Consider the following 5,730-nt stretch of genomic DNA (forward strand, 5'->3'; position numbering starts at 1 on the left):
TCACCAGGCCGACGCGGGCGGCGACCACGCGTGTGCGCAGGGCTTCGAGCAGCGGTTCTCCGCTGCCGTGCTCGTCGGCGACGGCCAGCGTCGCGGCGACGGCGGGCGCGCTCGTGAAGGTGATCGCGTCCAGCGTGCCCGCCACCGCCTGCTCGACGAGGCGCCGGAGCGGCTCGGGATCCTCGGCCGGCGCCCACTGGTACACCGGGATCTCCAGCACCGTGGCGCCGGCCTGCCGCAGCCCGTCGGTGAGCCCCGGGCAGGGCTCGCCGTAGAGCTGCACCGCGATCCGGCGGCCGGCGAGGTCCTCGCTCAGCAGGTGCCGCAGGACCTCCTCACAGCTCTCCGACTCCGGCGACCATGCCTCGGCCATCCCGGCCGCGCGGACCGCGCCGCGCGCCTTCGGGCCGCGGGTGAGGATCCGGGCGTCGTTCAGCTCCCTGAGCAGGCCGTCGCGCAGCCCCCAGCCGTCGGCCGTCTCCAGCCACGTACGGAACCCGATGCCGGTGGTGACGACGACGTCGTCGACCGGGCTCGCCAGCATCTGCCGTGTCGCGGCCAGGAGCAGGGCGTCGTCGGACAGCGACACCAGCCGGATCGCGGGAGCGTAGACCACCCGGGCGCCTCGCCGCTCCAGCAGCGCCGAGAGCTCCTCGTGCCGGCGCGCCGCCGTCACGCCCACCGTGAAGCCGGCCAGGGGCTCGTCGTTCACGGCCGGGCCACTTCCACTCGCGTGCCGCTGACGCGCACGCGGTACGTCGGCACCCGGACCGCGGGATCGTCCAGGCAGCGGCCCGTGGTCAGGTCGAAGACCTCCTTGTACATCGGGGAGGCGACGGTGGGCACGCCGCCGCGCGAGCCGACGATGCCCCGCGCGAGCACGTACGCGCCGCTGAACGGGTCGCGGTTGGACAGCGCGTACAGCCGTCCCTCGTGGGTGCGGAAGAGCGCCACCTGCTCGCCGCCGACGAGCGCGCACACGCCGTCCTCGGGCGGCAGGTCGTCGTAGTCGCAGACGACCTCCCAGCGCGCGGACACGAGAGCACGGTCCAGTACCTCGGTCATGAGTCCTCCTCCGCCGGAGGGCGTGCCCACTGGGGCCGTGCCTCCGATTCCCGCGCTCCGCTCGGTCATGGGGACACCACCTCCGGTATGACGGGTTTGATCTGGTCGCGTTCGGGTTCGAAGACGATGCTCGGGTCGGGCGTGCGGGGCGCGTTGACGAAGGACACGAAGCGGCGCAGCCGCTCGGGGTCCTCCAGCGTCGCCCGCCACTCGTCGGTGTAGCCCTCCACGTGCCGGGCCATCGCGGCGTCGAGCGAGTCGCAGATGCCGAGCCGGTCCGCGACGATGACGTCCCGCAGGTACTCGATGCCGCCGTCGAGGCTCTCCAGCCACGACGCGGTGCGCTGGAGCCGGTCCGCGGTGCGGATGTAGAACATCAGGAACCGGTCGACGTAACGGATCAGGGTGTCGGTGTCCAGGTCCGTGGCGAACAGCTCGGCGTGCCGCGGCCGCATCCCGCCGTTCCCGGCGAGGTAGAGGTTCCAGCCCTTCTCGGTGGCGATGACGCCGAAGTCCTTGCTCTGCGCCTCCGCGCACTCCCGCGCGCATCCGGACACCGCCGACTTGATCTTGTGCGGGGCGCGCAGGCCCCGGTAGCGCAGCTCCAGCCGGATCGCCAGGCCGACCGAGTCCTGCACGCCGTAGCGGCACCAGGTGGAGCCCACGCACGACTTGACCGTACGGAGCGCCTTGCCGTACGCGTGCCCGGACTCGAACCCGGCGTCGGTCAGCCGTTTCCAGATCTGGGGGAGCTGTTCGACACGGGCCCCGAACATGTCGATCCGCTGTGCCCCAGTGATCTTCGTGTAGAGGCCGAACTCGCGCGCCACCTCGCCGATGATGATCAACTTCTCCGGGGTGATCTCCCCGCCGGGCACGCGCGGCACCACCGAATAGGTGCCGTTCTTCTGCATGTTCGCCAGGAACTGGTCGTTGGTGTCCTGCAGGCCGGCCTGTTCGCCGTCGAGGATGTGCCCGGTGCCGAGGCTGGCCAGGATCGAGGCGACGGCCGGCTTGCAGATGTCGCAGCCGCGGCCCCGGCCGTACTCGGCGATGAGCCTGCTGAACGTCGTGATGCCCCGCACCCGGACGATGTCGAACAGCTCGGCGCGGGTGTGCTCGAAGTGCTCGCACAGCGCCCGGCTCACCGGAATGCCCGCGCGGGTGAGCTCCTCGTCGAGGATCCGCTTCACCAGCGGGACGCAGCTGCCGCAGCCGGTGCCCGCCCGGGTGCACGCCTTCACCATCGGCAGGTCGGTGAGGCCCCCATCGTTGATCGCCGACCGGATGGCGCCGGCGCTGACGCCGTTGCAGCTGCACACCGTCGTCTCTTCGGCCATCGCGCCGGCCACGGCCTCGGTGCCGCCGAACAGGAGCCGGTCGGGCGCCGCGGGCAGGCTCGTGCCGACGCAGGCGCGCAGGGTGGGATAGGCCGACGCGTCGCCGACGAGCACACCGCCCAGCAGGGTCCCCGCGTCGTCGCTGACGACGAGCCGCTTGTACGTCCCGGCGACCGGGTCGGTGTAGCTGACGTTCAGCGCGTCGGCCGACGGGTCGCCGAAGCTCGCGACGTCGACGCCCATGAGCTTGAGCTGCGTGGAGGTGTCGGCGCCCGCGAACCGGGCCGCCCCGCCGAACAGCGCGTCCGCGACCACCTCGGCCATCGACAGGCACGGGCCGACCAGCCCGTAGACCTGCCCGCCCACGAGCGCGCACTCGCCGATCGCGTAGATCCGCGGGTCGCCGGTACGGCAGGCGTCGTCCACCACGACGCCGCCGCGCTCGCCGACCTCCAGCCCGGCGGCGCGGGCCAGCTCGTCGCGAGGGCGGATGCCGGCGGAGAAGACGACGACGTCGGCCGGCAGGGCGGCGCCGTCGGCGAGATGGACCGCGTCCGCCTCGACGCGCTCCAGCATGACGCCGGTGTGCACCCGCAGGCCGAGCGCCTCGATGTGGCGCCGCAGCATCGCCCCGCCGCCCTCGTCGAGCTGGCGGGCCATCAGCCAGGGCGCCATCTCCACGATGTGCGTGTCCAGGCCGAGGCCCTGCAGGGCGCGGGCCGCCTCCAGGCCCAGGAGCCCGCCGCCGACGACGACACCGCTCGCACGCCCCGCGGCCCGTGCCCGCAGGGCGTCCAGGTCGTCGATGGTGCGGTACACGAAGGCGGCGCCGGCCCCGGGCACCGGCGGGACGAACGGCACCGAGCCGGTCGCCAGCACCAGCGCGTCGTAGCGCAACGTCTCCCCGGCGTCGGTGGTGACCGTGCGGTCGGCACGGTCGATCGAGCTCACCCGCTCTCCCGTACGGACGCGCACGCCGTCGTCGTGTGCGGGGTACGCGAGGTCGGCGCCGTCGGTGAGGTAGGAGGTCAGCGCGACCCGGTCGTAGGCCGGGCATGGTTCCTCACCCACGACGGTGATCTGCCAGCGGCCCTCGGTGTCCCGCTCGCGGACCGCCTCGATCAGACGGTGGGCGGCCGGGCCGTGCCCGACGACGACAAGACGACCGGTCACGGGCCCTCCTGCGTCGGAGGGGGTGACCACCGGGGCGTGTTTTTCGGTTCCCTCGCTTCGCTCGGTCACAGGCCCTCCTGCGTCGGAGGGGCCGATCACCCGGGCGTGTTCTGGGATTCCCTCGCTTCGCTCGGTCACGGGCCCTCCTGCGTCGGAGGGGGTGACCAGCCGGGCGGGTTCTTTGATTCCCTCGCTTCGCTCGGTCATGGGGTCGGGCCTCCTCGACATGGTCGTTCTCCGAGCTAATCCGGGGCGCGTTTCGCGGCGAGGTCGGCGTCGTTGCCGGGGTGCTACGGCGGGCTCACGCGTGACCAGGGCCTTCAGTGAGGCACCTGCCCGGCTCCTGGCCGTGCGCGGCATGCGCCGATCCTGCGAGCGGCGCGTTTCGCCGCCAAGTCCGCTGTATTACCGCGCCGTCACAAGCACTTCACCGCGGGCCCGGCGGCCCGGTGCGCCATCTCACACCCGCACGCGGCGCGGCGTGCACGGAACGTAGCACCACCGACTCCCGCCTCATACGAGAGGGAAACGCCGGATTCCTACCGTCCTGGGCGGCCCTACGGACCCGCAGGAGGCTCCCATGACCACCGTCGAGCGGCGCATTTCCACGACATCGCCACGCCGGATCACCGACTGGCGCCCCGAGGACTCGGCGTTCTGGACGGAGACCGGGGCGAGGGTCGCCCGGCGCAACCTCGTCCTGTCCATCTTCAGCGAGCACGTCGGCTTCTCGGTCTGGAGCCTGTGGTCGGTCCTGGTGCTGTTCCTCGGCCCGGCGTACCACATCGACCCGGCGGGCAAGTTCGTGCTCACCACCGTCCCCACGGCGATCGGCGCGGCGTTGCGCCTGCCGTACACCTTCGCCGTGGCCCGGTTCGGCGGACGCGACTGGACCATGATCAGCGCCGGCCTGCTGCTGGTGCCCGCCGTGGCCGCCGCCGTCGTCATCCGGCTCGGCGTGTCGTACGGCACGCTGCTGGTCGTCGCCGCCGTCGCGGGCGTCGGCGGCGGCAACTTCGCCTCCTCGATGGCGAACATCAACGCCTTCTACCCCCAGCGGCTCAAGGGCTGGGCGCTGGGCGTCAACGCCGGCGGCGGCAACCTCGGGGTGGCCGTGGTACAGCTCGTGGGGCTGGCCGTCCTGGCCACGGCCGGCGCCGGGCACCCGCGTCTCGTGGCGGGCGTCTACATCCCGCTCGTCGTCCTGGCCGCCCTCGGCGCGGCGCTGTGGATGGACAACCTCCCCGGGCTCCGCAACGACCGGCGGGCCATGCGCGACGTCTCGCGGGACGCGCACACCTGGATCGTCTCGCTGCTCTACATCGGCACGTTCGGGTCGTTCATCGGCTTCGGGTTCGCCTTCGGCCAGGTGCTCCAGGTGCAGTTCGCCGCCGACTTCACCACGCCGGTCAAGGCCGCGTACCTGACGTTCCTCGGGCCGCTGCTCGGCTCCCTCGTCCGCCCGGTGGGCGGGCGGCTGGCGGACCGGATCGGCGGCGCGCGGGTGACGTTCTGGAACTTCACCGCCATGGCGCTGGGCGCCGCCGTCGTCCTGCTCGCCTCGGCGCGGGGGTCGCTGGCGTTGTTCATCGTGGGGTTCGTGCTGTTGTTCGTGCTCAGCGGCGTCGGCAACGGCTCGACGTACAAGATGATCCCGGCGATCTTCCGGGCGAAGTGCGCGGAGGAGACGGAGGCGCGCCGCCTGTCGGGCGCGCTGATCGGCATCGCCGGCGCCATCGGCGCGTTCGGCGGCGTCCTGGTGAACCTGGCCTTCCGGCAGTCGTTCCTCGCGTACGGGTCCGGGACCGGCGCCTACGTCGCCTTCATCGGCTTCTATGCGCTCTGCGCCGCGGTGACCTGGGTCGTGTACCTGCGCCGGTCCGCCCGGACCACCGGAGTGTGACGCACGGCACGGCGGGCGTCACGCCGGGATGCGCAGGCTCTGGCGCGCGAGGCGGGCGACCATCGCCTCGTCGATGTCGTGGCCGAGGCCCGGCTGGGTGAGGGGGACGGCCACGACGCCGCCGTTCACGCTCACCGGCGGGGACACCACCGCCGTGGCGGTCGGGGTCTCGGTCACGTCGCTCGGCAGGTCACAGCCCGGCAGGCTGGCCACCGCGACCGCCGCCGCCTGGCCGACGCCGAACCCGTC

At 72.8% G+C, this 5,730-nt stretch carries 4 protein-coding genes and 1 pseudogene; 1 reads left to right on the top strand and 4 read right to left on the bottom strand.

The window, feature by feature from the left end; translation table 11 throughout:
- The 3 genes from ACFFNX_RS40135 to nirB all read right to left on the bottom strand — a co-directional run.
- A partial coding sequence (locus ACFFNX_RS40135) for a uroporphyrinogen-III synthase (RefSeq protein WP_378211401.1) occupies window positions 1-712 on the bottom strand: 712 nt, incomplete at its 3' end.
- Window positions 709-1,065: a nitrite reductase small subunit NirD gene (gene nirD / locus ACFFNX_RS40140; RefSeq protein ID WP_378211402.1), complete on the bottom strand. Its 357-nt coding sequence runs from the start codon at window positions 1,063-1,065 to the stop codon at window positions 709-711. The genes ACFFNX_RS40135 and nirD, both read right to left, overlap by 4 nt.
- Before the next feature lie 65 nt (window positions 1,066-1,130).
- Window positions 1,131-3,578: a nitrite reductase large subunit NirB gene (gene nirB, locus ACFFNX_RS40145; RefSeq protein WP_378211403.1), complete on the bottom strand. Its 2,448-nt coding sequence runs from the start codon at window positions 3,576-3,578 to the stop codon at window positions 1,131-1,133.
- A 580-nt stretch (window positions 3,579-4,158) separates the two neighbouring features.
- Here nirB and ACFFNX_RS40150 point away from each other — a divergent pair.
- Window positions 4,159-5,481 (top strand): nitrate/nitrite transporter, encoded by a 1,323-nt coding sequence (locus tag ACFFNX_RS40150; protein WP_378211404.1) that lies wholly within the window; start codon window positions 4,159-4,161, stop codon window positions 5,479-5,481.
- Window positions 5,482-5,499: 18 nt separating this feature from the next.
- Here ACFFNX_RS40150 and ACFFNX_RS40155 read toward each other — a convergent pair.
- A pseudogene (locus tag ACFFNX_RS40155) lies at window positions 5,500-5,730 on the bottom strand (enolase C-terminal domain-like protein); the annotation flags it as partial.

Source organism: Actinoallomurus acaciae (assembly GCF_042429965.1).
Classification (GTDB): Bacteria; Actinomycetota; Actinomycetes; order Streptosporangiales; family Streptosporangiaceae; genus Actinoallomurus; species Actinoallomurus acaciae.

Bases quoted from the DNA above. Each gene is read 5' to 3' on its own strand.
- nirD (WP_378211402.1), bottom strand. From the start codon at position 1,065: ATGACCGAGGTACTGGACCGTGCTCTCGTGTCCGCGCGCTGGGAGGTC.
- ACFFNX_RS40150 (WP_378211404.1), top strand. From the start codon at position 4,159: ATGACCACCGTCGAGCGGCGCATTTCCACGACATCGCCACGCCGGATC.